The sequence below is a fragment of the Euryhalocaulis caribicus genome, assembly GCF_000412185.1.
GTDB classification, from domain to species: domain Bacteria; phylum Pseudomonadota; class Alphaproteobacteria; order Caulobacterales; family Maricaulaceae; genus Euryhalocaulis; species Euryhalocaulis caribicus.
The window spans coordinates 1-26,075 of record NZ_ASJA01000016.1 but is presented as its reverse complement, the minus strand read 5'-3'; the positions used below and the strand labels follow the sequence as shown (position 1 = coordinate 26,075).

Annotated in this window: 22 protein-coding genes; 11 read left to right on the top strand and 11 right to left on the bottom strand. The window is 64.1% G+C overall.

Annotation, left to right across the window (positions count from 1 at the left end; genetic code table 11):
• Positions 1–24 precede the first annotated feature (24 nt).
• The 8 genes from L338_RS12760 to L338_RS12725 all read left to right on the top strand — a co-directional run bounded on the left by L338_RS12760 (position 25) and on the right by L338_RS12725 (position 7,627).
• Positions 25–270: an acyl carrier protein gene (locus L338_RS12760; RefSeq protein WP_022698782.1), complete on the top strand. Its 246-nt coding sequence runs from the start codon at positions 25–27 to the stop codon at positions 268–270.
• 84 nt (positions 271–354) lie between these two features.
• Positions 355–1,050, top strand: a complete 696-nt coding sequence (locus L338_RS12755) for a cupin domain-containing protein (protein ID WP_033311375.1) — start codon at positions 355–357, stop codon at positions 1,048–1,050.
• 27 nt (positions 1,051–1,077) lie between these two features.
• A complete protein-coding gene (locus tag L338_RS12750; RefSeq protein WP_022698780.1) occupies positions 1,078–2,697 on the top strand; it encodes a class I adenylate-forming enzyme family protein in 1,620 nt (539 codons plus the stop codon).
• Complete coding sequence (locus L338_RS12745; protein ID WP_022698779.1) at positions 2,694–4,151, top strand: glycosyltransferase family protein; 1,458 nt, start codon at positions 2,694–2,696, stop codon at positions 4,149–4,151. Before L338_RS12750 ends, L338_RS12745 begins: the two co-directional genes overlap by 4 nt.
• Entirely contained in the window at positions 4,148–5,176 is a 1,029-nt protein-coding gene (locus tag L338_RS12740; protein WP_022698778.1) for a sulfotransferase, read from the top strand. Before L338_RS12745 ends, L338_RS12740 begins: the two co-directional genes overlap by 4 nt.
• Positions 5,176–5,856: a WbqC family protein gene (locus L338_RS12735; RefSeq protein ID WP_022698777.1), complete on the top strand. Its 681-nt coding sequence runs from the start codon at positions 5,176–5,178 to the stop codon at positions 5,854–5,856. The genes L338_RS12740 and L338_RS12735 overlap by 1 nt, the downstream gene beginning before the upstream one ends.
• Positions 5,856–6,509 carry an acetyltransferase gene (locus L338_RS12730; protein ID WP_022698776.1) on the top strand — a complete coding sequence of 218 codons (654 nt, stop codon included), beginning with the start codon at positions 5,856–5,858 and terminating at the stop codon, positions 6,507–6,509. Before L338_RS12735 ends, L338_RS12730 begins: the two co-directional genes overlap by 1 nt.
• Positions 6,506–7,627, top strand: coding sequence for a DegT/DnrJ/EryC1/StrS family aminotransferase (locus tag L338_RS12725; RefSeq protein WP_022698775.1), 1,122 nt, complete (start codon positions 6,506–6,508; stop codon positions 7,625–7,627). Before L338_RS12730 ends, L338_RS12725 begins: the two co-directional genes overlap by 4 nt.
• Positions 7,628–7,696: 69 nt before the next feature.
• Here L338_RS12725 and L338_RS12720 read toward each other — a convergent pair whose 3' ends face one another.
• Positions 7,697–10,747 carry a TonB-dependent receptor domain-containing protein gene (locus L338_RS12720; RefSeq protein WP_027068525.1) on the bottom strand — a complete coding sequence of 1,017 codons (3,051 nt, stop codon included), beginning with the start codon at positions 10,745–10,747 and terminating at the stop codon, positions 7,697–7,699.
• A 217-nt stretch (positions 10,748–10,964) separates the two neighbouring features.
• On the opposite strand from L338_RS12720, the gene L338_RS16695 reads away from it, so the two are divergent.
• On the top strand, positions 10,965–12,071 hold the full coding sequence (locus L338_RS16695) for a sensor histidine kinase (protein ID WP_022698773.1): 1,107 nt from the start codon (positions 10,965–10,967) through the stop codon (positions 12,069–12,071).
• Complete coding sequence (locus L338_RS12710) at positions 12,061–12,882, top strand: LytR/AlgR family response regulator transcription factor (RefSeq protein ID WP_022698772.1); 822 nt, start codon at positions 12,061–12,063, stop codon at positions 12,880–12,882. Before L338_RS16695 ends, L338_RS12710 begins: the two co-directional genes overlap by 11 nt.
• A 215-nt stretch (positions 12,883–13,097) precedes the next feature.
• On the opposite strand, the gene L338_RS12705 is transcribed toward L338_RS12710, so the two are convergent.
• The 10 genes from L338_RS12705 to cysG all read right to left on the bottom strand — a co-directional run bounded on the left by L338_RS12705 (position 13,098) and on the right by cysG (position 25,786).
• Positions 13,098–14,531, bottom strand: coding sequence for a sodium/proline symporter (locus L338_RS12705; protein ID WP_022698771.1), 1,434 nt, complete (start codon positions 14,529–14,531; stop codon positions 13,098–13,100).
• Positions 14,532–14,608: 77 nt separating this feature from the next.
• On the bottom strand, positions 14,609–16,300 hold the full coding sequence (betA, locus tag L338_RS12700; protein ID WP_022698770.1) for a choline dehydrogenase: 1,692 nt from the start codon (positions 16,298–16,300) through the stop codon (positions 14,609–14,611).
• On the bottom strand, positions 16,297–18,390 hold the full coding sequence (betT, locus tag L338_RS12695; RefSeq protein WP_022698769.1) for a choline BCCT transporter BetT: 2,094 nt from the start codon (positions 18,388–18,390) through the stop codon (positions 16,297–16,299). The genes betA and betT overlap by 4 nt, the downstream gene beginning before the upstream one ends.
• Positions 18,391–18,434: 44 nt before the next feature.
• Complete coding sequence (locus L338_RS16690) at positions 18,435–19,211, bottom strand: TorF family putative porin (protein ID WP_081639622.1); 777 nt, start codon at positions 19,209–19,211, stop codon at positions 18,435–18,437.
• A gap of 273 nt (positions 19,212–19,484) precedes the next feature.
• Positions 19,485–20,312: a ferredoxin--NADP reductase gene (locus L338_RS12685; protein WP_022698767.1), complete on the bottom strand. Its 828-nt coding sequence runs from the start codon at positions 20,310–20,312 to the stop codon at positions 19,485–19,487.
• Between the two features lie 17 nt (positions 20,313–20,329).
• Positions 20,330–21,370, bottom strand: a complete 1,041-nt coding sequence (locus L338_RS12680; RefSeq protein WP_022698766.1) for a cysteine synthase A — start codon at positions 21,368–21,370, stop codon at positions 20,330–20,332.
• Positions 21,367–22,413, bottom strand: a complete 1,047-nt coding sequence (locus L338_RS17120; RefSeq protein ID WP_022698765.1) for a phosphoadenylyl-sulfate reductase — start codon at positions 22,411–22,413, stop codon at positions 21,367–21,369. Before L338_RS17120 ends, L338_RS12680 begins: the two co-directional genes overlap by 4 nt.
• 40 nt (positions 22,414–22,453) lie before the next feature.
• On the bottom strand, positions 22,454–24,085 hold the full coding sequence (locus tag L338_RS12670; RefSeq protein WP_022698764.1) for a nitrite/sulfite reductase: 1,632 nt from the start codon (positions 24,083–24,085) through the stop codon (positions 22,454–22,456).
• Entirely contained in the window at positions 24,072–24,368 is a 297-nt protein-coding gene (locus L338_RS12665; RefSeq protein ID WP_022698763.1) for a DUF2849 domain-containing protein, read from the bottom strand. Before L338_RS12665 ends, L338_RS12670 begins: the two co-directional genes overlap by 14 nt.
• Positions 24,365–25,786: a siroheme synthase CysG gene (cysG, locus tag L338_RS12660; protein ID WP_022698762.1), complete on the bottom strand. Its 1,422-nt coding sequence runs from the start codon at positions 25,784–25,786 to the stop codon at positions 24,365–24,367. Before cysG ends, L338_RS12665 begins: the two co-directional genes overlap by 4 nt.
• Before the next feature lie 100 nt (positions 25,787–25,886).
• Here cysG and L338_RS12655 point away from each other — a divergent pair.
• Positions 25,887–26,075 (top strand): LysR family transcriptional regulator (locus tag L338_RS12655; RefSeq protein ID WP_033311360.1); only part of this gene is annotated, 189 nt, incomplete at its 3' end.

The window sequence follows — 26,075 nt, the reverse complement described above, 5'->3', positions numbered from 1 at the left end:
GCGCGACTCACGGTTTCTGATCGCATGAGCGCGCAAGACCACAAGCCCCGCCTGGACGCCCTTCTGGCCAGCGACTACCCGTCCCTGCTGAAGCTGGACGAGGATACATGGTTTGCCGACGAGGACGCCCTGACCTCCTATGAGCATGTTGAACTGATCGCGGCCATTGAAGACCGGTTCGACCTGGACATCGAAGACGAGGAAATGGTCGAGGAGAACTTCGGCTCCCGCGCCGCAATTCTGGGTTATCTCGAACGCAACGCCAGCTGATTACCCGCGATTAACCAAACTTGAACCCGATTCGGATCGACTGAACCGCGAATACTCATGATTCGCGCGATGGAGCCGCTCCGCATGCAGTCACCCAATTTCGAGAGTTTCGAATGGTCCCACGGGAAGGTCCGCGAATGCGACCCCAATTTCCCGACCACCCTGCACGCGTGGGACAAGGATGCCCTGACTCTGAAGGGCATGAGCGCCTTTTTCGGGTTCGTCGCTGAAGGCGAAGCGGTTCTGACAACGGAGTCGGGCGCGTTCCGCCTGAAGACCGGCATGTATTTCTCCGCCAACGGCAAGGTCACGGTCCAGGGCGGGCGCGGCATCGTTATCGAACGCCATGATCACCGGGCCTATTTCCTGCTGGGCGGGCCGGTCGAGGAAAAGGGCCGCCTGAAATATATCGATGGCTGCACCGACAGCCTGCTGCTGCCGCCGGTGCGCTATGGCGATCCCTGCCTGAACCTTCTCTATTTCCCGCCGGGCATCGACCAGACCTCCCACACCCATCCGTCCGACCGCATCGGCTGCGTCTTTTCGGGGCGCGGCGAGTGCGAGACGCCGGAAGGAATTATTCCGCTAACGCCGGGCACGATGTTCCGCATTCCGGCCGAGGGCGCGCACAAATTCCGCACCACCGATAGCGCGATGCGTGTCATCGCCTATCACCCGGATAGCGATTTCGGCCCCACCGACCAGACCCACCCGATGATCAACCGGACCATGGTCGAGGGCGTTTCGGCCTCCCAGCTTCCGCAGCTGCAAACGGCGTAGAATGCGCCAATAGGAGCGTATCGATCGATGCGCGATGACACTCTGGACCCCGCCATCGCCGCCGCCCGGACATACAAGGGCGAAGCGGATTACGGCGCCCATCTGACGCACGACAATTTCCGCGACCTGATCGACGCCCGGAACGGCGACGCCCTCTTTTGCGCGCATTATTCCGGCGCCCGGAAAATCCGCGACTGGAGCTTTGCCGCCTTCTCCAACGCCGCGCGTTCCCTGGCCCACCGGTTGAGCGATGAATTCAACGTCCAGCCCGGCGACCGGGTGATGGTGGCGCTGGGCAACCGCGATGCGGCGATCATCGCCTATGCCGCGCTGTGGGGGATGGGCGCGACCGCCGTCCTGATCAATCCGGCTGAGCTGGGCGATTTCGGCGCCTTCGTTTCGGAAACCTCCGGCGCGAGGGGCGTCATCCTCGCGCCCAATCAGAGCGAACACGCGCCGGACGGCCTGTTCACGCTGGAGCTGGACGGCAAGGAGCTGGTCGACACCGCGGCGCCGGACTGGCCGCACGCCGCGCCCGCCCGCGAAACCCCCGCCGTTCTCATCTACACCTCCGGCACGACCGGGCGCTGCAAGGGGGTGGTGCTGGACCAGGGCAATCTGCTGATCAACGCCGAAGCGACGCGGCGCCTGCACCAGCTTGAACCCGGCGCGGCGCATATGTGCGTCCTGCCGATGTTCCATGTGAACGCAATGGATTTTTCCTTCGTCACCTCGCTCTACGCCGAGTGCAAGCTGGTCCTGAACCGCAGCTTCTATCCGTCCGCCTTCTGGGACATTGCCCGCGCCGAGAACGCCGAAATTGTCTCCATGGCCCCCGCCGCCATCCGCCGCCTGACCGAGGACAAGCGCGATATCGGAAAGGACGCGGTTCCGGACTCGCTGCGCTATGTCACTTCCGCCTCCGCGCCGCTGTCGCGGGAGCTTCTCAAGGTTTTCATGGACCGCTTCGGCGTGCCCATCCATCAGGCCTACGGCCTTTCGGAGACCGTCAATTTCTCGCTCGCCATTCCGGGCGACATACCGGACGCCGCCTACAGGGCCGCGTTGCTGGACGCCGAGCGCCCCTCCGCGGGCCAGGCCGTGTTCGGAAATGAGATCACGGTGACCGATGACGCGGGAGATCCGCTGTCCGAAGGCGAGACCGGCGAGGTGCGCATTCGCGGCTGGAACGTGATGCGCGGCTATGACCGCGCGCCCGAAGCCAATGTGGACGCCTTCGCCGATGGCTGGTTCCGCACCGGCGACCGCGGCTACTGGCGCGACCTGGAAGGTCGCCGTTTCTACTTCCTGGCCGGACGCCTGAAGGAAATCGTCAAGCGACACGGCCAGACCATTTCCCTGCTGGACATTGACGAGGCGCTGGGCCGCGAAGGCTGGCGGGACGTGGTCGCGGTCGGCTTCCCCAACGCCCATGCCGAGGAAGAGATCGGCCTGTTCGTGCTGGGAGAGGAAAGCGAGGCGGCGCGGCAATCCCTGACCTCCGCCTTTGAGAGCGCGCTGCCGTCGAAGCGCCGCCCGAGCGTGATCGTGTTCGGCGACGCCATTCCCCAGACCAGCACCGGCAAGATCCAGCGCCGCGCCCTGATCCCGAAATTCGAAGCCTACGCCGAAAGCCGTTTGTCATGACCACGCGCACCGACAAGGACGTCGAGAAAATTCTCAAAAGCGGAGGCCCCTCGGCCGCCGCCGCGCAATTCATGCGCCGCTACGCCCAGACCGGCACGGCGCGCTATCTCAGCGAAGCTGCCAAGCTGTCCACGGCGTTCTCCGGTGAGCCCGATCTTCTCAATGCGCTTGTCACCAATGTTTCGCGCGCGCTGTTCGTCGATGCGTCGAAGCTGGGCGCGGACCGCATTGCAAAGATCCGTTTCGGCAATCTGGCCGCCGGCTATTTCGCCTGTCTGGACGACACTGCGCGGCGGCTGGACCTGGCCCCTGTTCACAACGATAGCGGCGCCGAGCGCGTACTGATTGTCGCCAAGCAGATGCTGGGTCACCGGCACGCCCCGACGCTGGCGGTTCTGGAAATCGCCCGCCGTCTGAAAGTGGAAGCCGGGGCGGAAGTTCTGGTGCTGGACGCGCGGGATTATCCCCGCGGCAACGCCCTGAATCTCGACCGGCCCTTCATCGCCAATTTCCGCGAACAGGAAGGCCGGGACGCCTACACATATCAGGGCGTAGAGATTCCGGTTCACTACTCAGGCTGCGGCGCATACGGGCGCGGTCTGTTTCAGGAATGGATCGACGTGGCGGAGAATTTCGCCCCGACCGTCGTGCTCTCCCAATCGTCGGAGAACTTTGCCGGCGATCTGCTGTCCTGGCGCTACCCGGCGGTTTTCATACCCAGCCAGCAGGACGAACCGCTGAGCCGGGCGCATGTGGTTACGGACCGCTTCGGCCAGTTCGGAAAATCCGAACTCCGCAAGCGCGGCCACCTGCCCGACGCTCATGTCGTCCGGCAATGCGAATACCGGCTGAACGCCATCCCGGAAAAGACCGAACCGAAGACCAAAGCCGATCTGAAAGTCCCGGAAGACGGCTGTGTGTTCGTGGTCGCGGGGAACCGGCTGAATGAAGAGATCGACGACGAATTCGCCAATATGCTGGCCGATATTCTGCGCGCCTCGCCCAATGCCTATCTGCTGATCTGCGGCACGGACTCTGTGCGGTTCGCCAGCGCATTTGCGGGCGTGGCCCAGCGCGTGCGCGCCATGGCGTTCGCGGCGGACCTACGCGGCCTCTATGACGCCTGCAACGTCTATATAAACCCGCCACGCCGCGGCGGCGGGCGCACTGCCTTTCTGGCGGCGGTTGAACGCCTGCCCGTCCTTACCCTGCCGGGCGGGGATGTCGAGGGGCTGATCGGCGCGGAACACTGTCTGCCGGACCTCGCCGCGATGAAGACCGAAGCCGTTGCGCTGATGCAGAATCCGGAGCGCGCCGTAGAGCACCGCGCGCGCATGGACGCCCTTAACAAAGATGTCTTCTCCCGCCGCGATGCGACGGAAAAGCTGCTTGGCCTGATTGCCGAGGCCAAAGATATTGCCGCCTCGACAGAGGCCAAACGGGCCGCCGCATGAAGGACGGCTTTCCCGACCGCGCCCCGCGCTATCAGCGCAATGACACGCTGGAAAGCGTGCTGGAGACGCTGAACGCCGCATTGGCGCCGGGGGCCGGAACCCTCATTCAGGATGGCGCGCAGCCAGACGGTCCGGTTGGCCTGATCGTCGGCAATCCGCGCTCGGGCACCACGCTGCTCCTGCAATGGCTCGGCTATAACGGCTATTTCTCTTACCCGACCAATCTGATTTCCCGCTTCTACGCCGCGCCGGCGGCGGGGGCGCTGGTGCAGAAAATGCTCTGCGACCCGGCGGTGCGGTACAAGGATGAGCTGGCGGAAGAGATCGCCGCGCCAGACTACCGCTCCGATCTTGGCAAAACCGCCGGCCTGCTGGGCGCCAATCCGTTCTGGTATTTCTGGCGGCGCTTCTTCCCCTCCGAACCCACCAATCACATCCCGCCGAACCGCTGGCCCGCGGACAAAGCGCGCCGCTTCGCCGCCGAGATAGCCTCGCTGGAAGCCGCGTTGGCCCGGCCCTTCGCCATGAAGGCGCTATGCCTCAACTGGAACATCGCGGAGCTGGCCGGGGCGCTGCCGAACGCGCTGTTTTTTCACGTCACCCGCGAACCCGTCTTTGCCGTCCAGTCGCTGCTGGAGGCCCGGCGCCGCTTTAATGGCGACGCCGCCGCCTGGTGGGGCATGAAGCCGCCGCAATTTGCTGAACTTCTTGGAAAAGAGGCTCTCGAACAGGCCGCCGCCACTGTGCGCCTGACCGATCTGGCGATTGAAGATGCGCTGGACCGGGCGCCGGCGCGCAACGTGTTCCGGGTTCGCTATGAAACATTGTGCGACCAGCCGGAGACGGTCTTCGAAAACCTGAAATCTCATCTGCGGGACCATTACGGTTACGCCTTGCCAGACGCTTATGCCGGTCCGGCGAGATTTGATCACACGCGGGACATTCGCCTTTCACCGGAAGAAATCCGGCGCTTCGAGGCAGAGTGGGCGTTGCACGACCGCGCGGTGATGCAGGGGGCGGCGTGATGCGCGCGGCGATCATGCAACCCTATTTCTTCCCCTATGCAGGGTATTACCGGCTGCTGGCGGCGGCCGATGTCTTCGTGATCTATGATTGCGTCCAGTTTCCGCGCCGCGGCTGGGTTCACCGAAACCAGTTGCCGCGCGTCAACGGCGAACCGGGCTGGCTGACCCTGCCTGTCGAGAAAGCCGCCTACGACGCGGCTATCCGGGATGTCGAACTGAAAACCGACGCCGCCGACCTGATGCGGCAGCGGGCGGCGGCCTTTCCCGATCTCGATCACGCCCTGCGCCACCGGTCGACGCACCCGGCGGCTTCAGCGTTCCTGAACACGCGGCCCGCCCTGACCGATTATCTGGAACTGACATTGCGCGTCGCTGCGCGCCGTCTTGGATTTCACCCGCAGATCCTGCGTTCCAGCGCGCTGGATATCCCGGCGCGCCTGAAGGCGCAGGATCGCATCCTCGCCATTCTGGAGGCGCTAGGGGCGAACGCATATGTGAATGCGCCGGGGGGACGAAGCCTCTATGACCCTCAGGCCTTCTCCGCCCGCGGCATCCGTCTGGAATTCCTGCCGGACTATACGGGCCCCAGAACCAGCATGCTCCACCGTCTGCTGATGGAAGAGAGCGAAAGCCTGCGCGCCGAAATTCTGGGCGATTGCAGGCTGGCGGAGGCTGCCTGATGGCCTCCCCGGTCCTCATATTCGGCGCGGGTCAGGTCGCCGAGACAGCTGCGGAATATTTCGAGCGGGACGGCCAGGGGCCGGTCGCCGCATTCATGGTGGACCCGGAGCATCGCACGATCGAGACACTGCGGGACCGGCCCGTCCTGACCGTCTCTGACGCGGCGGACCGGTTCCCGCCCGGCAGCGTCCGGGTCTTTGTCGCCATGGGCTACCACCGCCATGCGGGCGCGGCGTGGGAAAGGGTGCGCGCATTTTCCGATCAGGGCTATGAACTGGCCTCCTATTGCGCGCCCACGGCCCGGGTGGCTGACAGCGCGCGGATCGGCCTGCACCACTTCATTCTCGACTATAATGTCATCCAGCCGGGCGCGGTGCTGGGCGACCATGTCTTCCTGATGCCACAGAACAATATTGGCCATCACGCCCGCATCGGCGACGCGAATTTCCTGGCCGGCCAGGTCTGTATCTCCGGCGCCTGCGAAACCGGGTCTGGCTGCTTTTTCGGCGTCAACGCGGCCACGGCCGACAATCTGAAAATCGGCGAAACCTGCCGCATCGGGCCGGGCGCGGCGGTGATGACCGACACGCCCGCCGAAACCACCTTGATCGCGCGCCCCGCGCGGTCGCTGCGCGGGGAGGCGCGGCCATGACCCGGAAATTCGACATAGAGGTAATGCGGCCCGTCCTGCCGGACGCGGACGCCCTTGCCCCCTATCTGCAGCAAATCGACCAGACCGGCTGGTACGCCAATCGCGGCCCGCTGACGAAGGAGCTGGAACAGCGCCTGGCCGATCACTTCGGGGTCGAGCGTCACAGGCTGGTGACAACATCCAGCTGCACGAGCGGCCTCCAGATGGCCTATCTGACAGCCCGCCGGACGGGCGCGCGCTATATCCTGACGCCGTCATGGACGTTCGCCGCCGCGCCTCTGGCCGCGATGGCCGCGGGCCTGACCCCCTACTTCCTTGATGTCGATCCGGACAGCCAGCAGCTGACGCCGGAAATCGCGAAAACCGCCCTCCGCCGCCTCGGGGCGGATACGGTCGCGGCGGTCTCCCCCGTCTCGCCACAGGGCGCGCCGGTCGATCTGGATGGCTGGGCGGCGTTTCAGGCCGAAACCGGCTGCCGCGTGGTGCATGATGCCGCGGCGGCCTTCATCAGCGTTCAGGCCAGCGGCATCGTCTCCTGCGTCAGCCTGCACGCCACCAAGCTCCTGCCGGCGGGCGAAGGCGGCTTTGTGCTCTGCCCGGACATTGCGACGCGGGAAGAAATCAAGGTCCGGTCGAATTTCGGGTTCGACGATTCCCGTGAATCGCAACTCGTCTCCGCCAACGCCAAGATCAGCGAGTATCACGCCGCCATCGGTCTGGCCGCGATGGATCAGCTGCCGGACCGGCGCGGCCGCCTGATGCAGCTCGCCCGCCGGATGAACGAGATGGTTTCCGCCCTGCCGGGCGTCAGCCTGCCTGAAGGGTTTGGCGCGCCCTGGTGCGGAACCACCGCGGTCATCCGCTTCGACGCGCCGGTCGCGCGGGATTGCGCCGCCCATCTTGCCCGAGAGGGCATCGAGACCCGCTTCTGGTGGGCGCGCGGCTGTCATCGCCAGCCGGCGTTTGACGACTGCCCCCGTGATGACCTCGCCATGACCGAACGGCTGGCTGAATCCACGCTGGGCCTGCCTTTCCACGCGGCGCTGTCCGAAGCGGACCTCGGCCGGATTGGCGGGTCGCTGGAAGGCTTCCTCGCGGCCCGCCGCCGCGCCGCCTGATCTGTACAAAAAAACGAGGGGCTGACGGTCGCCCGCCAGCCCCTTGAGTTCTCCGAGAAGTCTTGCGGTCTAGAAGTCGACCGTCGCCCCGGCGAAGACGTACCGGCCCAGCGTGTCATAGACCTGCGGGAAGGTGTTGCCGTTGCCGGCCCCCGAACCGACCACCGAGCTCAGCGGCGGATCGTTGTCGAAGATATTGTTCACGCCCAGATTGAAGCGGGCATTCTCGCGAACCTGCCAGACGCCGGCCAGGTCGAAATAGTGCTGCTCGTCCAGCGTCTGGTTGATGGCCGCGCCGCCGCCGAACAGGTCGACGGAGGAGAAATACCGCCAGGAGCCCGACAGGCTGACATCCTGCCACGGCGTGTTCCAGGTGGTGCGGAAGCTGTGCCGCCATTCCGGGTTCGGCGTCTGAAGGATTGAAGAACACCCGCCCCCGTAGGTTCCGGCGCAATCCTTGGCGGCTTCGCCCAGATTGTTGAACACCAGCGATTCAAGCCAGGTGCCGACGAGATTGAACTCGAGGCTGCCCATGCCGTCCGCGCCCAGATCGCCAAGATCGACCGAGTAACCCGCGACAACGTCAACGCCGCGTGTTTCAAGCGAACCGGTATTCTGGTTCAGCGCGATGATGAAGCCGGTCGGGTTGGCCCACAACGTGCCGCCATTCCCGCGATTGACCAGCGCGCAGAAGGTGGGATCGCCCGTATCCAGGCAGTTTTCCAGGACCGTCTGCTGCGCCAGCGTGCCGATCAGCTTTTCGATCGTGATGTCGAAATAATCGACCGTCAGGGTCAGGCCGGGCAGGAAGCTCGGCGTCGCCACAAGGCCGACAGACCACGTATCCGCCTCTTCCGGCTCCAGGTCCAGCGCGCCGCCTTGCAGCGTGTTGAACTGACCCGCCGGGTTGTCGGCGATCGCGCCATACTGGTCCGCCGTGACGCCGGTGCGGGCGCATTCCTCGAAGGAACGGGTCGGCTCCGGATTGGCGGTATTGGGGTCAAAGTCGCCCGAGCACGGATCGAAGTTGCCGTTGGCGCCCGCCGTCATGTCGAACAGGCCCAGCGTCTGGCTGGTGAACAGCTCGACCACGTTCGGGGCGCGCACCGCGCGCTGGAAGCTGGCGCGGAGGCGGAAATCTTCCACCGGCGCCCAGTCGCCCGCGAGCTTGTAGGTGTCGGTCTTGAAGCCGCTGGAATAGTCAGAGTAGCGATACGCCGCCTCGAACGCCAGGGTTTCAAATCCGGGCCGGTTCTCGATGATCGGAACCTGGATTTCGCCGAACAGCTCGTAAACGTCTGTGGAGCCTTCCACCGGCAGCGTCTGGCTGCCCTGGCCGAAACCGTCCGAACTGGGCGGCTGCTGGAACGCCGCGTCGGGGTTCAGCTCCAGGTAATCGCGGCGATATTCGCCGCCGAACGCGATGCCGACGCCATTCTCGGCCCACGGCATCCGCACGTCATAGACGCCCAGATCGCCGGAGATGGAGCCGCTGACCACTTGCTGGACCGTGTTGCCCTGCGCCAGCAGTTCCGCGCCGATATAATTGATCGCCGCCTGTGACGGGCCGTTGCCGGAGAAGATGTCGTAAGGCACGCAGGCCGGGTCGTTATTGGCCGGATCGCTGTCGGCATTGACCGAGCAGACGATATTTCCGCTGCCGTCCCGGACCGCGTTCAGAGCGCGGGAGGAACGGGTGACCGAGACCTCGTTCTTGTAGGCCTGCGACAGGTTCACATTCGCGTAGGAGGCATAGACATCATAGTCGAACGCCTCGTTCAAATTGCCGCGGACGCCCAGCACGCTGCGGAACGTCGTGTGGCGCAGCGTGTTGGAGCGCGCCCCGCCTTCCACGTTCCGGCGGAAGATCAGCACGCCCTGCGCGATGTCCGAACCGGAAAGACCGTTGCTGGTGCACAGGAAGTCCACCTGCTGGTCGGACAGGAACGGGTTGTCGCAATTGATGCCGCCGCTCTGACCGGCCACGCCGCCGCCGAAAACGCCGGACGGCGCGATGTCGGCCGCCGTTTCGTTCATGTTGAACGTCAGCTCGGCGTACGGCTCGATATGGTCGTTGACGCGGTAATGCGCATACGCGCCCAGCTTGTAGCTTTCATCCGGACGCTGGAAGAAGTTGAACGGGTTGAAGTTGAACGTGTCCGTCGTGAAGTCACGCGGAATGAACGTGCCGTTGGACGGGTCCACGCGGAACCAGCCCTGGCTCAGCGCCGGGTTCACGTTCAGGAAGTTGGCGACCGCATTGGTGCCGGAACCGTTACAAGTGAATTCCTCGCCATTATTCCGCGTCCCGAATGCGCAGGCGCTGAAGTCGCGCTCGGCCTGACGGATATCGTCAACATTCCGGTACCCGACATAGGCCGTCACATTGCCCTGTCCGTCCGGCGAATTGACGCCCATGATGCCGGTCAGTTCAACCGTCTCGCCGTCGATGACATGGTCATCCGGCAGTTTGAACTGGTCCGGATTGATGGCGTTGAATTCGTTGATCAGGCCCTGAACGCTGTTTTCGTTCTTGTGCTGATAGAAGCTGTACTGGGCGTCCAGACGGATGCCCTCGAAGTCGTCCATCATAATGAAGTTGACGACGCCGGAAACCGCGTCAGACCCGTAGATCGCCGAGGCGCCGCCCGTCAGAACCTCGACCCGCTCCACCAGGGCGGACGGGATCTGGTTGAGGTCGGCGGCCTGCCCCGCCGGCAGCGGCGAACCGAATGGCAGGCGGCGGCCATTGACCAGCACCAGCGTCCGGACGGAGCCCAGACCGCGCAGGTTCACCGTGGCCGTGCCCGTTGCGCCGTTGGAAACCGCGCTGCCCTGCGCCGCGAAGGCCTGCGGAAGGGTGTTCAGCATGTCCTCGACCCGGACGGTGCCGCGCAGGTCCAGCTCTTCGGAATCAACCTGTGTCACCGGGCTGGTGCTGACCAGGTTGGCCTGACGGATGCGTGACCCCGTGACGACAACCACATCGTCAGCGGCGCTGCCCGTGGTGGCCGCCTGCGTCCCCTGATCGACCTGATCCTGGGCAAACGCCCCTGTTGCGCCCGCGCCGGTCAATAGCGTGCTTGCAAGAATACAAGCCTTGAATTTTCTGGATTTCATTATCGTCCCCTTTGGTTAAGCGATGTAAACACTGGCGTTTGGACGATTTTTGAAGACGCGGAGTGTGACACTAAAGTTGTGATCGACTAACCGACCGGAATTCGCGACGGCTCTCTCCGGTTTGCGACGAATGGGGCTGAAACAGCGACCAGCGGCGGCGCGGCGCGCGCTTTATCCCTGTCGCCGGACGAAAAGGGACAATAGGCTGACCTCGATCATGACAGCCACGTTTCCAGAGACCTCCGAACCCCAGCGCGCCGAAGCCATTACGCTTCGCGAATTCATGGTGTTTCAGGCGATCGTCATTGGCGGGATTTTCATAATCAGCAACGCCATCGCCCTGATCGGCGGCGACCTGCATTTTCCGCAAAGCCTGATCTACCGCATCATTTCGTTCGGCTTCCTTTTCGTGGTCACGTGCGCGATCCACGTGGTCTTCCGGTATCTGAATCCCAAAGGCCTCGCCGCGCGCTCCGTCGCCGCGCTTCCGGCCCTTCTTTTCATGCCCATCATCCTGATGGCCGGCGACATCCTGATGGAATTCGTCTTCATGTGGATGGCCGGGGAAACCATGAACACGCCGTCCCGCGCCGCGCTTTCACGCTATTACTTCTTCAACCTGGCGCTGTTCGCGGGCTGGCTGGGCGCTTATCTGGCCTTCCTGACCAACGCCGATCTGCGGTTCGAGGAGAACCGGCGCCACCGTCTGGAGGCCATGGCGAACGAAGCGCAACTGACCATGCTGCGCTATCAGTTGAACCCGCACTTCCTGTTCAACACGCTGAACGCGATTTCCTCGCTGATCCTGGACAATCGCAACGACGCGGCGGAAACCATGGTCGGCCGGCTTTCCGGGTTTCTGCGCTATACGCTGGCCGGAACGCTGGAGCGCACCGTCACGCTGGAAACGGAAATCGAGACCCAGAAACTCTATCTGGAAATCGAGAAAGCGCGCTTTGGGTCAAAGCTGAAAACTGTTTTCCGGATCGAAGACGAGGCGTTGAAGGCCCGCGTGCCCAGCCTGATCATCCAGCCCATCGTGGAGAACGCGATCAAATACGCCGTCGCGCCGCGGCAGGACGGCGCGCAGATCAATATCGGGGCGCGGCGGAGCGAAGACCGCCTGATCGTTACGATAGAGGATGACGGCCCCGGTTTCGGCCGCGCGCTGGAGGATATTCACGCCACCCATGTCGGGCTGAAGAACACGGCCGAGCGTCTCAATCTCCATTATCCCGGACAGGCGCGGCTCCACATGGCGGATAATCCCGGCGGCGGGGCGCGCGTTACGCTGGAAATGCCGTTTGAGACCGATGCCGCCTGACGCCCGCATCCTGCTCGTCGATGACGAGCCGCTGGCCTTGCGGCGGCTGGAGATTATCTGCCGCCAGATTTCCGCTTGCGAGGTTGTCGGAACCGCGGACAACGGCCAGTCGGCCATCAGCCTGATCGCGGAGTTGAAGCCCGATATTGTCCTGCTGGATGTCCATATGCCGGTGCTGGACGGGTTCGGATTGCTCCGCAAATTGCCCGAAAACAGCCCGCCACAGATCATTTTCGTTACCGCTTACGACCATTACGGCCCCCGGGCGTTCGAGGAATCCGCTGTCGATTACCTCCTCAAACCCGTGGAAATCAGCCGGCTGGAACTGGCGATCGGCCGCGCCAGGGCGCGGAAAGAAGCCGCCAGCGCCGCAGACCGGCTGGAAGAAATGGAGCTTCTAGTCGCCAAGCTGCGCCGCGCGGCCGCGCGCAGCCACAGCGCCCCGCGCTGGGAGCGCGAGATATGGATCAAGGACCGCACGCGCGCTTATCGCGTGAACGCCGATACGGTCGAATGGGTGGAAGCGGCGCGCGACTACGTGGTGCTGCACACCGGCGAGCGGAACCATATCATGCGCGAGACCATGACGGGCATGGAGGAAAGGCTGGGCCGGGGTCCTTTCATCCGCACCCACCGCTCGGCCATCGTGAATATGGATCATGTGCGCGAGGTCGTGCGGAAGCCGTCCGGAGCCATGATGCTGCGCATGATGAGCGGCGCGAAAGTGCCGGTCGGACGCCGTCAGGCGACTGAAATCTACGAAAAACTGACCGATTTTCACATCGGCGGCGCAGAAGATTCCGAGTCCTGAAAAGGTAAGAGGCGCCTGGGGAAATCAGGCGCCTCTTGAATTTGGGGACTATCGTGGAGGGAGAAGTGCGCCGTCCCAGGCTGCGCGCCTCTCATGTGTCACGATAAAACGTGTGGCGCCGCCGTCAGGTTCAAATCGATGACACCTGATCTTCACGCGGCAAGCGGCGGCGCATTGCGGCAAATGGCCGAAATGACGCGACCAACGGCGCGGGTTCAGCCCGAAGGACGCGCCGCAGGCTCGCCCCTGGGCTGCCGGAACAGGAAGACGATCGCCAGGGCCGGCAGCCACGGCAGCAGGCGCTCGCCCACCTGCCCGGGACCGGAATCGAAGACCTGGCTGAACAGGACCGTCAGGGTGAAACCCACCGTCATGGACAGCCAGACCGCCCAGGCCCGCGGTTCAACGCCCGCCACGCGCGCCGCCACGATCGGCCCGAACGCCGCGCCCAGCGCCGACCACGCAAACAGCACTCGCCCGAATATGGTCGCTGGAACACTCAGCGTGATAATGACGGCCAGCACGCAGATCGCGCTCATGACCAGCCGGGAAACCAGCAATTCCCGCTGCGGCCAGCGTTTCGTAACGCCCAGATCATGCGCCACCGCCCCCGCGGCGGCCAGCAGGATGGAATCCACGGTCGACATGACCGCCGACAGCACCGCGGCGACCACTACGCCAGCCAGCGCGGCGGGCAGCAGATCCGCCGTCATGCGGTAGAAAATGTTTTCCGCATTGCCGAGATCGGCGACGAGAGCGCGGCCCGCCAGCGCCAGCGCCGCCATGCCCAGGAACACGATTACGCCCCAGCTAATGGCAATGATGAACCCGCGAATCCGGCTTTTTTCGTCCTTGACCGCCATCAGGCGATTGAGAAGCTGCGGCTGGCCGTAGGTGCCGAGCCCCACGCTGAAAATCCCCAGCGCAAACCCGGCGAACAGGAAGAAGGGCTGCCCCCCGTCCCACGCCAGATAGCCCTCCGGCGCGGTGGCCTGAAGCGTCTGGATGATCCCGGCGGGGCCGCCGGCCGCGATCACCGCTACAACAGGCAGGAAAATCGCGATCAGCCACATGATGGCCGCCTGAACCGTGTCCGTCACCGAGGCCGCCCAGAACCCGCCAAGGAAGACATAGATCAGGATGATCGCCGCCCCGATCATCACGCTTTCCGCCACGCGCATGTCGAATGCCGCGGCGAACGCCGCGCCGGCGGCCTGGAACTGCGCGGCGATGTAGAAAATAAAGCAGAAGACGATCAGCGCGCTGGCCGTCCACACAATGGCGCGCCGCCAGCTTCCCCCGCTGCGCGCGGCCAGGAAGTCCGTCAGCGTAACGTGGTTTTCCTCCACGGTTTCGGCCCGCAGCCGCGGCCCGAACCACAGCCAGACCAGCACATAGCCCAGCCATGTCCCCGGCAGCATCCATAATGCCGAGACGCCGAACACATAGACAAATCCGGAAAACCCAAGCAGCACCCAGGCGGAAGAGGTGGAGGCCGCATAGGACAGTCCCGCGACCCACGGCCCGAGCGCGCGGCCGCCCAGGAAATAATCGGATTCGCTCTTGTTTCGCCGGCTCGCCCAGATCCCGATGCCGATCAGCAGCGCCTTATAGGCAATCAGCGTCAGCAGAACGATTGTCGAATCCATGAGCTCCCCCGTCAGGCCGCAAACCGGCGCGGGACGCTAACCCACGCGCGGCTGCAACGGGAGTCCGGAAAACCGGATCAGTCGTTCGCGGCCGACGGTTCGGCGCGCTGGCGGGTTTCCCAATCCGGCGCGTGATAGGCGTCCAGCGTGGACGGCGGGAGCATCCCCTTGCCCAGCACATGATCTGCGCCCTTCTCCCCGATCATGATTGTGGGGCCGTTCAGATTGCCGTTTGTCACGGTCGGCATGATGGATGAATCGATCACGCGCAGCCCTTCCATGCCATGCACCCGGCACTCGGAATCCACCACGGCCATGTCGTCTTCGCCCATGCGGCAGGTTCCAGCCGGGTGATAGGCGGTGGCCGATTTCTCCGCCACCCACGCATCTATCTCGTCGTCGGACTGGACATCCTTGCCCGGTTGAACTTCTTCGCCCCGGTATTCGTCAAAGGCGGGCTGGGAGAATATCTCACGGGTCAGGAGCACGGCGTCGCGATAGGCCTGTTTGTCCTCTTCCTCCGACAGATAATTGAAGACTAGGCGCGGGTGGTCCTCGGGCTGCGCGGATTTCAGCGTGACTTCGCCGCGGCTCTTGGGCTTGTTGTGACCGACATGAGCCTGGAAACCGTGCCCGTCGACGGCGCTGGAACCGTCATAGGCGATCGCGCCAGCGAGGAAGTGATACTGGATATCGGGCCATTTGAGCCCCGCGCGAGAACGGATATAGCCGTTCGATTCAAAGTGATTGGTCGAACCCAGCCAGTCCTTGAACAGCATCCAACGGGCGCCGATCAGCGCTTGGCCGATCGGGTTCAGCCAGCCATTCAGGGTGATGTCCTTCTTGCAGCGATGCTGCACCCACACTTCCAGATGATCCTGAAGATTCTGGCCAACGCCCGGCAGGTCGTGCACGACCTCAATGCCATGCTCTTTCAGGTGAGCCGCGGGGCCAACGCCTGAAAGCATCAACAATTTTGGAGAGTTGAAGGCGCTGGCCGAAAGGATGACTTCGCGGCGCGCCTTGACCCGCCGCGTCTCCCCGGCCTGCCGGAACTCCACCCCTACCGCCCGCTTGCCCTTAAACAGGATGCGCGTGGTCAGCGCGTGCAGCTCTATATCCAGATTGTCCCGCTCAAGCGCCGGTTTCAGATAAGCGACCGCGGTGGAGCAGCGAATGCCCTCGCGCACGGTCATGTCCATGCGGCCAAAACCTTCCTGCCTGTAGCCGTTATAATCTTCGGTCTCGCCATACCCCGCCTGCGCGCCGGCTTTGATAAAGGCGCGATAGAGCGGGTTCTTCATGCCGCGTCCATTCGACACGCCCTGCGGCCCGCCGGCGCCGCGATAGGCGTCCTCTCCATAGACGCAATCCTCGGCGCGTTTGAAATAAGGCTGGACGTCGGCATAGCCCCAGCCCTTCGCGCCCAGATCCGCCCATTCTTCGAAATCGCCGGCGCAACCGCGTACATAGACCATGCCGTTGATCGACGACGATCCGCCCATGACCTTGCCTCGCGCGTGGTGTATCGCGCGGCCGCCCAGGCCCGGCTCCGGCTCCGAATACATGCCCCAGTCGAACTTTTCCTTGCCCATGGGGATGGAAAAAGCCGCGGGCATGCGGATGAAGATCGAGTTGTCCTTGCCGCCATACTCGATCACCAGAACCTTGTTCTGACCGTCAGCGCTCAGGCGATCAGCCAGCACACCGCCAGCAGACCCGGCCCCGATGATGACGTAGTCGGCTTCCTGGTCGTAAGCGTGGCTCACGTCTCGCCCTCCTGATCGTGTTGCGATTGGTCCTGAGTGTTTTCGTCCGGCATCGGCGTGCGTCCGCCCATGGCTGCGCGCTGGGTATGCAGGAAGTGCATGTGCCGCTCGAAATGGTCGAGAATGTCCTCGACAACCTGCGCCCGCGTGTAGCCCACCAGGTCATAGCCCTGGCTGCCTTCGAACAGGTGCGCCTCCAGACGATAGTAGCGCGAATCCTTAGATTGCGGCCGGCGAACGAAGGCCGGAATGGCATAGGGCTCCGGCTTGATTTCGTAGGTGAAATCCTGCTGCGCCTCGATGCGGACATTCAGCCTGAGCCACGGGTCGTCCCCGCCGCCGCTTTCAATATCGGCGGGCAATTGCCGCTCGCCCAGCACGCCCGCGATTTCCTCCATGGCCGGACGCGCCGTTTCTTCCAGAAAACGCACCGCCTGTTTGTGCGTGGGGAAGCTGGTCGCGCGGGCAATACGGTGTCGCCAGCTTTCGTGTGTTGGCTTGTCTTCGCGGATGCGGCCGGAGAGATAACCCGGCAGCGACTTGCGGTGAGCCTCCTCCTTCATCGCCTCCACGCGCAGCGCCTTGAACAGCCCCGCCATCATCAGGAAAAGCACGATGGAGAAGGGCAAGCCCATCACCACCACCGCGCTTTGCAGAGCGGACAGTCCGCCCGCCAGCAACAGGGCCAGTGTCAGGCCGCCGATGATCGCCGCCCACAGCACACGCATCCAGACCGGCGCGTCGGAATTGGCGTCCTTCAGGATGGAAGTGAAGTTCGACAGCACCAGAGAACCGGAATCGCCCGACGTCACGAAGAAGACGATTGCCAGAATGGTGACTGCAACGGTCGTGATTCCGGACAGGGGCAGATTCTGCAGGAACAGATAGATGGACGAACCGGGATTGTTCATCGCCTCTTGCCCGAAAGCGCTTGCGCCCCCCATCACCATCTCGATGGCGCTGTTCCCCATGATCGACATCCAGATCATCATGAAAACCATCGGCAGGATCAGCGTGCCAGCGACAAATTCGCCGATTGTCCGCCCGCGGGAAATCCGGGCCAGGAACAGCCCTACGAACGGCCCCCAGGCGATCCACCACGCCCAGAAAAACAGGGTCCAGCCGTTCAGCCATTCTGTCGGCTGGTCGAAGGCAAATGTGTTGAAGGACAACCCGATGAATTCCGACAGGTAGTCGCCGACATTCAGCACAAAAGCGTTCAACAGGAACACCGTGTCGCCGGCGAACAACACGAACAGAACAACGCCCAGCGCCAGAAGCATGTTGAATTCGGACAGCCTCCGGATGCCGCGCTCAACGCCGGTTGCCGCAGAAATAGCGGCGAACACCACGATGATCACCGCCAGTCCTGCCTGCGTGATCACGCTGTCGGGGATGCCGAACATGTAGTTCAGGCCGTAATTCAGCTGGATGATGCCGATGCCAAGGCTCGTCGCAATGCCGAAGACCGTGCCTAGCACCGCCGCAATATCGACTGTATGGCCAATCGGGCCGTAGATCCGCTTTCCGAAAATCGGGAACAGGGCGGAGCGGATCGTCAGGGGCAGGCCATGGCGATAGGAAAAGAACGCCAGCGCCATTCCGACCAGCGTATAGACGCCCCAGCCCGAAATGCCCCAATGCAGGAACGTATACTGCATGGCCCGGCGCGCATCCGCCACGCCCTCGCCCTGGACGTCAGGCGCGGCCAGGAACTGGGTGACCGGTTCCGATACGCAAAAGAACAGAAGGTCGATCCCGATGCCCGCCGAAAACAGCATCGCCGCCCATGTCAGCAACCCGAATTCCGGTTTCGAGTGATCGGGACCGAGCCGGATTTTTCCGTATCTGGAAAATCCGATGAAGATGACAAAACCCAGATAGACAAGGACGGCGAGGAAATAGAACCAGCCAAACGTGTTGGAAATCCAGGCTAGCGCGGTGTTGATCACGCTGCCCGCCTGATCGGAGAACGCCATCGCCCAAAGGGCGAACACCGCAATTCCGATGGCGGAGGCGTAGAAAACAACCGGATTGATCCGGTCCTTTGCGGGCTCCTGCTCCACGCTGTCGGTGGCTGAATCGTTCATCGCATATCCTTGTTTTTCAGGTGAGCAGGATCCGCGCCGAGGCGTCAGAATGAAAAGACGATACTGGCAACCAGCGAACCGACATTTTCCGGGGCGGCGAGGTCCGGCTTCACGCCATCGGCGTCATGCCAGCGAAGGTCGAGCGTAACGGCTTCCCAGGCTTTCGAGACGCCAATATCGTAATAGGTGTAGTCCTGCGCGGTCAGCGCGGCGCTTTCATCGAAAATCTGCCGGCCCAGCTTTCCCGAAACCGAAACGCCTTCGCCAATGGGCAGAGGATAAGATGCCGTCGTCTGCAGCGCATAGGACGGCGTATCGGGGAAGAAGTCGTCGCCGAAATAATTCTTGGCGTACCAGACGCTGGCGCCGAGATCGGCCTCGCCCAGCGTATAGCTGAGGATGCCGTAGATTTCCCAATAGTCGAGATCGGCGACCGAACCAGGGAAGGAATAATACCAGAAACCGATATCGTAACCGACGCCGCTATCGCCCACTGTGCCTGCAAACCCGACAAACGGGTCAATTTCCACGGAATTGCCCTCGCCGCCTGCGGAGGTGTTGGACGCCCACACGCCGGCATAGAAACCGGAATCGTGAGCCCATGTGAAACTGCCTTGTAGCTGGGGGCCGTCATCGCTGACCGAAAGGCCGCGATACATGTAATTGCTCGCCAGTTTGAGCTTGCCGCTCAAGGACCCGAACCCGCCTTCTTCAGACCCTTCTTCCTGTGCCAAGGCGGGAGCAGAAAGGGCCGTAGAAAAGGCGAGTAAAGCGCTAACGGCGAGATATTTTTTCAACTTGGCGGCTCCGGGCTTGTACACCGGCGCGCCACCTGAATGGCGGGGCCTGGCGGTCGTGCGCGCTGCGCCTCAAGACGGACTGATGTGGCTCGAGAACTGGCGGCTGTTCATGTTCCTGAACACATTTAAGCCGCAATCGTTCCGGCGCCGCCGCCCGCCTTCGCAAGCGGGCCCAAGCCTTCAAACAACAGGTGTTTCAAGTCATAGATCAAGCCGCGCGGGTACCTCCCGACGGCGTCCCGGGCAACGTTCTGACTGCGCGGTTTTCAGAAAAGCGGTTGACCTGACAGGGACTTAAACGCCTTCGCCGACAAACGCCTTTTCGATGACCATGTCGCCGGGCTTGGCGTTGGAGCCTTCGATGAAATCGCGCTCCAGGCACATCTCTTTCAGCTCTTTGAGCATGGCTTCGGAGCCGCAGATCATGACGCGGTCATGTTCGGGGTCCAGCGGCTTGCCGCCGATCTCCTCGAACAGCGCGCCGCTGCGGATCAGATCCGTGACGCGCCCTGTCCGTGCGCCCTCTTCCCGCGTGACGGAGTTGAAATAGACCAGTTGCTTTGCGGCTTCCTCGCCGACCAGCGGGTCGTTTTTCGTGCGCTCGACCAGCTCTTCGCTATAGGCCAGCTCCGCGTGGGTGCGGCAGGTATGGGTCAGCACGACCTCATCGTAATACTCATAGACGTCCGGCTCCCGGATCAGGCTGGCGAAGGGCGCCACGCCCGTGCCGGTGGAGAGCAGGTAGAGCCGCCGCCCGGGGCGCAGGGCGTCAGTGACCAGCGTGCCGGTCGGCTTCTTGCCCATCAGCACCCTGTCGCCCGGCTGGATATTCTTGAGGCGGGAGGTCAGCGCGCCGCCCGGCACCTTGATGGAATAGAATTCCAGCTCCTCGTCCCAGGTCGGGCTGGCGACGGAATAGGCGCGCAGGATGGGCTTTTTCTCGCCTTCCAGTCCGATCATCACGAATTCGCCCGCGCGGAAGCGGAATGTCTCCGGACGGGAGACGCGGAACGAGAAGAGCGTATCGGTGTAATGTTTCACCGAATGAACTTCCAGTTCATGGAACGCGCTGGACTTGGCGGGGCGCTCTGCGCGCGCCGCTTCGGCGGCTGCTTCACTCATCTAGGTCGTCTCGTCTTTCAGCTCTGGGCGGCCAGATTGTCGGCCTCGGGAACATGATCGGCGTCCCAGGGCGGACAGAGCAAATTACGCGCTGCTAGATATTCAGGATTATACAAACGTCCAGCGTATCGGGCGCCTGCATCGCATAACAGGGTCACGACCGTATGTCCCGGCCCCAGCGCCTCGGCCAGCCGGATCGCCCCGGCGACATTCACCCCGGAAGAACCGCCCAGCGACAAACCTTCCTCCTCAACGAGGGCGAACAGAATGGGCAGGAAATCCGCATCCTCGATCCGGAAAGCGTGATCGACCTGCAGCCCTTGAAGCTGGCCGGTGATGCGGCCAACGCCGATGCCTTCGGTGATGGAGGAGCCTTCGGATTTCAGCTCACCGGACGTGAAATAGCTGTAGAGCGCCCCGCCCGCCGGGTCGGCGAGGCCGATGGCGATATCGGGATTTTTCGCACGCAGCGACGCCGCCACGCCGGACAGCGTGCCGCCCGTCCCCGCCGCACAGACAAATCCGTCCACCTTGCCCCCGGTCTGGTCCCAGATTTCCGGGCCGGTCGTCGCTTCGTGAAAGGCGCGATTGGCCGGGTTGTCGAACTGGTTGGCCCAGAAGGCCCCGCCCGGCATGTCCGCCAGACGTTCAGCCAGACGGCGCGAGACATGGACGAAGTGATGCTCGCTGGAGAACGGAGCGGGATCGACCTCGATCACGCGGCAGCCCAACGCCCACAAAGCCTGTTTCTTCTCCGGGCTCTGGGTGCGCGGCATCACAACCACGACTTTGTAGCCCAGCGCCGCGCCAACGGTCGCCAGTCCGATCCCGGTATTTCCAGCGGTGCCTTCCACGATCACCCCGCCCGGCTTCAATGCGCCGGAGCGTTCGGCTTCGCGGATAATGCCCAGCGCCGTGCGGTCCTTCACGGACCCGCCGGGATTGAGAAATTCCGCCTTGCCATAGATTTCACACCCGGTCCGGCGCGAAGGGCCTTCCAGCTTCAATAGCGGGGTCGACCCGATCAGGCCGATAACGGCGGGTTGTCTTTCACTCACAGCAAGGGGCCTCCCTGTCCGCCCGCGGCCAATGGCTGATGTATGCCGCATTCGGTCTTGTCCTGTCCCCGCCAGCGGCCATCGCGTACATTGGCGGGCGAGGCCGGGGCCGTGCAAGGCCAGCAGCCGATCGAGACATATCCCTGTTCGACCATCGGATGCGCCGGAAGATCGAGTTTTTCAAACACCGCCTGCACGTCTTCCCGGCTCCACCCGGCCAGCGGATTGACCTTGATCCGCACGCCATCGAACTCGAACGGCTCCAGCGTCTCCCGGACTCCGCCGTGATAGCGTTTGCGCCCGGTGATCAGCGCATCATAGCCGGCCAGCGCCCGCGCGAGAGGCCGCACCTTGCGGAGCGCGCAGCAGGCGTCGGAGTCGCGCCGCCAGAGCTGGCCGTCCGCGTCCTCCGCCGCCGCTTCATCCCGGTCGGCGCGCAGGATTTTCACATTGGTCAGGCCCAGCCGTTTTACCAGCGCGTCGCGGTAATCCAGCGTCTGGGCGAAATGGCGCTCCGTATCCAGGAAGAAGACCGGCGTGTCCGGCGCGATCTCCGCGATCATCGCCAGCCCGGCCGCCGATTCCGCGCCAAAGGAAGACAGCACCGCGATCCGGCCCTTGAAGCGGTCCAGCGCGGCGGCCAGCACTTCCCGCGCCGGTCGGTCGGCGTAATCCGCATTCAACGCATCGGCCAAGGCCGCGCGGGTCTTGCGGGCGCGGCGGGCAAAGGCCGGCTCGGTCTTGTCCTCGGCCGGCTGGTAATCGCCGCTGAACGCTGTCAGCGCAGCATTCCAGCGTTCGGCCTGCCCGGACTGATCCGGCGCGACCCGGTCGAAGCCGGCGCGCTTGAGCAGACGCGCCTGATCGGGGATCAGATTGCCCACGGCCCGCAACTCGCCCTCGAACCCGCGCTCGCGCAGGCGCGCGGCCAGCGAGAATCCGCGCCCGTCCTTGAAGCTGGGGAAATGGATATCGATCCGCTCCACGCCCGCAATTTCATTGGCGATGTCTTCCAGTATCGCGTCCGGGGGAAGCGCCAGCACTTGCGGTGCCTCTGCGCTTCGAGCGGTTTCACATGTGGCTTCAATCTGCATAGACCGCCTCCTTGAACGGGTCCGCGCCGATGCGCCCGAGCGTTTCGATGAAAGTTTCTGCCCCGGTGCGGCGTTCGGTGAATACGCGGACCACGGTCAGAACCGCTTCCACCGCGCTGTCGGCCGTGAATCCGGGGCCGAGGATCTTGCCCACGGCCGACTGGCCGTCCGCGACGCCGCCAACCGTCAACTGGTAGACTTCCTCGCCCTTCTTATCGACGCCAAGCAGGCCGATATTTGCGACATGGTGATGGCCGCAGGCATTGATGCAGCCTGATATCTTGATGGTCAGCTCGCCCGCCGGCTCGTCCAGCCCGGTCTCCGCCAGCCGTTTCGATATGGCCTGCGCCAGCGGGATGGAGCGCGCATTGGCAAGGTTGCAATAATCCAGCCCCGGGCAGGAGACGATATCGCTGGCCAGCCCGGCGTTCGGCGTCGCCAGCTCCAGCCCCGCCAGCACCGCGTGGAGGTCCGCCAGATCGGCGGCGGCGACGTGCGGCAGGACCAGATTCTGCTCCTTGGTCACGCGGATTTCGCTTAAGCCATAGCGATCCGCCAGGTCGGCCAGCGCATCCATCTGGCCGGCGCTGGCGTCGCCCGGCGTCTTGCCGGTGGGCTTCAGGGAGACGACCACGCTGCGCAGCCCGTCCACCTTGTGCGGCTTCACGTTATGCGCCTTCCAGCGCAGGAAGGCCGGGTCGGCGGACTTGGCGACAGGGCGCGGATCGGCGGCGGGCGGCAGGAAGTGCGCCGCCACGCGCTCAATCTCCTCGACCGGGATGGTCAGCGGGCCGTTTTTCAGCCGGGCGAACTCGTCCTCGACCGCCTCGGTGAACGCGTCCGCGCCCATCGACTCGACCAGGATCTTGATCCGCGCCTTGTACATATTGTCCCGCCGGCCGGCGAGATTATAGACGCGCAGGATCGCCGTCAGATAGGCCAGCAGGTCCCGCTGTCCGACGAAGTCTCGCAGCTTCACCGCCACGCGCGGCGTGCGGCCTTGGCCGCCCCCGGCGTGGACCTCGAAACCGATATCCCCGTTCTCGCCCGCGACCAGACGCAGACCGATATCATGCACGCCAATGGCGGCGCGGTCCGCTTTCGCGCCGGTCACCGCGATCTTGAATTTGCGCGGCAGGTAAGTGAATTCCGGGTGCAGCGTCGACCATTGCCGGATCAACTCGCACCACGGGCGCGGGTCTGAAACCTCGTCAGCGGCCGCCCCGGCGAACGGGTCCGTCGTGGTGTTGCGGATGCAGTTTCCGGACGTCTGGATGGCGTGCATCTCAACGCTCGCCAACTGGTCCAGAATTTCCGGAATATCGACCAGGCGCGGCCAGTTATACTGGATGTTCTGGCGCGTCGTGAAATGGCCGTAGCCCCGGTCATAGGTGCGCGCGACATGCGCCAGCATCCGCAACTGGTCCGAGCTCAGGACCCCATAGGGGATCGCCACGCGTAGCATATAGGCGTGCAGTTGCAGATAGACCCCGTTCATCAGGCGCAGCGGCTTGAACTGATCTTCGGTCAGATCGCCCTTGATGCGCGCCGCCACCTGACCGCGAAACTCCTCCACCCGCTCGCGGACCAGCGTGTCGTCGATCTCGTCATATCTGTACATGATCGGCTCCCTGTTTCGCCGCTTCGCGCGTCGAGCCGGCCGTGGGCCCGAACAGACGGATGGATTCCCGCCGCAGTTTTGCGCCGCTCAGCGCCGCGCCCTCGACATCGATGGCGTAGGGGCCGACCACCACGCCTTCTTCCGCCAGCGCGGCTTCGAGTGCGCTGTCCAGAGCGTCGTCGCTATAGCGCGCGGCGTCCTCGAAATGCTGGGTCCAGCCGCCTTCCGCCTTCCGATAGACGACGCGGCCATCCTCCAGACGGTTTGCCGTGATCGCCTTCATGCCGCGCTCCGCTCAGCTTGCGCGGCCAGCGCCCGAACCTCGCCGGACGACGTGCGGGCATGGCGCGCCACCTCGCCGACAATGATGACGGCCGGACCTTTCACGGCTTCCCGCGTCACCAGCTCGCCCAGCCGGGAGAGCGTTCCGGTCAGGATGCGCTCATCGGCGCGCGTTCCATTCTCGATCAGGGCGACCGGGGTCGCCGGATCGCGGCCCGCCTCGATCATCGCCGCCGCGGTCTCCGCCGCCGTGCCGACGCCCATATAGACGACCACCGTATGGTTGGCGGCGCTCAGCGCCGTGTAATCCACGGTCTGCCCGCCTTTTTTCGGCTGGCCGGTGACGAAGCTCACCGCCTGCGCCGAATCCCGGTGCGTCAGCGGCGTCTGCGCGGAGGCGGCGCAGGCCAGCGCGGCGGAAATTCCGGGCGTCACATGCGCCTCGATACCCGCCTCGCGAAGGGCTTCCAGCTCCTCGCCGCCGCGCCCGAAAATGAAGGCGTCGCCGCCCTTCAGCCGGACGACATTGCGCCCCTGCCGGGCCTGTTCGATCAGGATTTCATTGATCCGTTCCTGCGGCACGGGGTGGGTTCCCCGCGACTTGCCGACATCGATGCGGTGCGCATCCCGCCGCGCGCGGTCGATGACCTCCGGGCTGACCAGCCGGTCATGCACGATAACGTCCGCGTCGCGGATCAGGCGGGCGGCCTTGACCGTCAGAAGCTCCGGATCGCCCGGCCCGGCGCCGACCAGATGCACCACGCCGGTTTTCTCCGGCGCGGCGCCCCGGAACGTATCCAGGCTCTGCAGAAGCACCCGGCGCGTTCCCGGCGCGTCGCCCTTGTCCGCGGCGATGGCGGCGGGACCGCGCAGGGCGCTGACCCAGAATTCACGCCGCGTCTCGAAATCCCCGATCACCGATTTCACGGTATCGCGCAGATCATTCGCCGCTTCCGCGAGAATGCCCGCCCCCGGCGCCACCACGCCCTCGACGGCGGAGCGCAGGTCGCGCGCCAGGACCGGCGCGGCGCCGCCGGTGGAAAACGCCACCGTCACCGCGCCCCGGTCGATCACCGCAGGCGTGTAGAAATCGCAGAGATCGATGCGGTCGACGACATTGACCAGCGCCCCCGCCCGCTTGGCGCGCCGCGCCAGCCGGGCGGCGAGACGGGTTTCCTCCACCGCAATGAAGACCAACGCCGCGCCATCGAATGCCGCGGGCGGCACGCGCGGGCTGGCGTTCACCGTCACGTCGGTCTGCATCCCGGCTGGCAAACGCCCCTCGCCGCCCAGCGTATGCCAGGCCACCGCGCAGGGCGCGGCGCGGAACAGGCGCAGCTTGTTCTCCGCGGCCTCACCGCCGCCGACGATCACAATTTTGGCCCCCTTCAGGGGCAGGGCGGGCATGAACTGATCCATGACGGACCTCCTCAATTAGCCGCGCCATGTGGCAGGAAATTATTGCTTTCCTCAAACCATGTTTTCTTGTGTTTCATGATAGATTTTCTATTGTATTGAAATGAGCGCCCTTCCCCCGCTGAATGCCTTGCGCGCCTTCGAGGCCGCCGCCCGCTGCGGCGGCTTTTCAGCGGCCGCCGAGGAGCTGAGCGTCACCCCCGCCGCCGTCGGTCAGCAGGTGCGTCATCTCGAGGAGATTCTTGGCGTCACCCTGTTCGAGCGGGAGGGCCGGTCCCTGCGCCTGACCGAT